Source organism: Mesorhizobium sp. M7A.F.Ca.CA.002.09.1.1 (genome assembly GCF_003998555.1).
Classification (GTDB): domain Bacteria; phylum Pseudomonadota; class Alphaproteobacteria; order Rhizobiales; family Rhizobiaceae; genus Mesorhizobium; species Mesorhizobium ciceri.
Genome location: NZ_RZRR01000956.1, coordinates 1 through 2041, shown reverse-complemented (window position 1 = coordinate 2041; position 2041 = coordinate 1). Strand labels below are relative to the sequence as shown.

The 2041-nt window shown below is 59.3% G+C and carries 3 protein-coding genes; all 3 read right to left on the bottom strand.

Features of this window, described 5'->3' with window-relative positions; genetic code table 11:
- Nucleotides 1–331 (bottom strand): OmpA family protein (locus EN994_RS28845; RefSeq protein WP_127308030.1); only part of this gene is annotated, 331 nt, incomplete at its 3' end.
- Between the two features lie 270 nt (nucleotides 332–601).
- Nucleotides 602–952, bottom strand: a complete 351-nt coding sequence (locus tag EN994_RS28840) for a four helix bundle protein (protein ID WP_224618753.1) — start codon at nucleotides 950–952, stop codon at nucleotides 602–604.
- A gap of 39 nt (nucleotides 953–991) precedes the next feature.
- A partial coding sequence (gene tolB / locus EN994_RS28835) for a Tol-Pal system beta propeller repeat protein TolB (RefSeq protein WP_127308029.1) occupies nucleotides 992–2041 on the bottom strand: 1050 nt, incomplete at its 5' end.

The window sequence follows — 2041 nt, the reverse complement described above, 5'->3', positions numbered from 1 at the left end:
GCGCCAGATTGTATTCGCGCGTTCCGCGTTCGTCGGCATGGCCTTCGACGACGATGGCATACTGCTTGTACTGGTTCAGCCACTGTGCCTGGCGCGAGAGCGTCGTCTGCGCGTCGGCACGGATCGAGGTCGAGTCCGTATCGAAGAAGATGCGGTCGCCAATGTTGACGGTGAAGTCCTGCGCCGATCCGGGTGTTGCGGCGCCGGCGCCGTTAAGGCCAAGATCGGCCGCGTTGTTCGGCGTCTTTTTCGAGGCGCAACCGGCGATGGCGAGCATCGCCACCAGCGCGATCATGACCGGGTTTCTGGTAAGTGCTGCAATACGGCCCATGCCGCCTCTCCTTCGTAATTCGAGTGGTCTAATTTGAGTGATTTCGTTGATCACCCAGTAACCACGTTTGGGTTAACCGGCATTCAAGAAACACGGTTAAATTTTGGTTTAAGCTGCCCGTCCGCAGCCATTGGCCATGAGCCACAGTTGGCGCGGACCCTAGGCGGAAATACGGCCAAAACGCGACAAAGAGATGGAAAAGAGGAATTGAAGAGTTGGGGAATTGAGGAACTGAAGAGAGAATTCACTTCAGCTTTTCTCTCAGATTGATCAGCATGCCGTAGATATGGGCATAGGATCGCAGCCAATCGTCGTGTTGTGCCTGGCTGATGTATCCAAGGTCGAACGCTTAGGAAATCCACGTCTCCACTTCGCTGCATGACCCATTGCCATCGAAATGAACCGCGCGAATTCGGGTTTGGAGTGAGTCTGCTTGGCAAATCCCTCAGCCAAATTGGCGCAGATTCCCTTGCTGGAGCGACGCAACTGATCAGCCAGTGCGTATTGCTCCATTTTCGGGAAGGCGAGCGTAGCTTTATGCACGTCAAGAGAGACCACATAAGCGCGCTTATAAACCTCTAGATCCTTCGCACGCTTGATGTGGCCGCCCGCCTTCTCCATTCTTCAGTTCTTCAATTCCCCAGTTCCTCAGTTCGTCTCTTACTCCAGCAGCGGCGACCAGGCAGGGTCCGAAGCGAAGTTCGCCGTCGGGATCGATTGCTCGTTGCGTCCGGTCAGATCGACCGAAACCAGTTTGGGGCCACCGGCGGAATCGCGGAAGAACATCAGCACGCGGCCATTCGGCGCCCAGGTCGGTCCCTCCTGCTGGAAGCCGGAGGAGAGGATGCGCTCACCCGATCCATCGGTCTTCATGACCCCGATCTGGAATTCGCCGCCGGTCTGCTTGGTGAAGGCAATCAGGTCGCCGCGCGGCGACCATACCGGTGTCGAATAGACGCCGTCGCCGAAGGAGATACGGGTCTGGCCCGAACCGTCGGCGCCCATCACGTAGATCTGTGCGCGGCCGCCACGGTCGGAGGTGAACACCACCTTGCTGCCGTCGGGCGAATAGGACGGCGAGGTGTCGATGGCGGTCGAGTTGGTCAGCCGCGTCGTCGAGCGGCTGCGCAGGTCCATGGCGAAGATGTTGGAATTGCCGTCGTCGCGCAGCAGGCTCATGATCACCTTCTGGCCATCGGGCGAAAAGCGCGGCGCAAAGGTCATGCCTGGGAAATTGCCGACCAGTTCGCGTTGGCCGGTCTCGATCTGCAGCAGGTACACCCGCGGCTGACCGCTTTCATAGGACATGTAGGTGATTTCCTGCCGGTTCGGCGAGAAACGCGGCGTCAGCACGATCGACCTGCCGTCCGAAAGATAGCGGACGTTGGCGCCGTCCTGGTCCATGATCGCGAGGCGCTTCTTGCGCGCATTCTTGGCGCCGGATTCGTCGATGAAGACGACGCGGGTGTCGAAATAGCCTTTTTCGCCGGTCAGCCGCTCATAGATGGCGTCGGCGATGATATGGGCGACACGCCGCTGATTGGCATCGTTGGCGAAGAACTGCTCGCCAGCCATCTGCTGGCCGGCAAAGGTATCCCACAACCGGTACTGGGCGCGGATGCGGCCGTCGGCTTCCTTGCTGACGCTGCCCGTGACCAGCGCCTGAGCGTTGATCACCTTCCAGTCGTCGAAGCGCGGTGCTGCATCGGG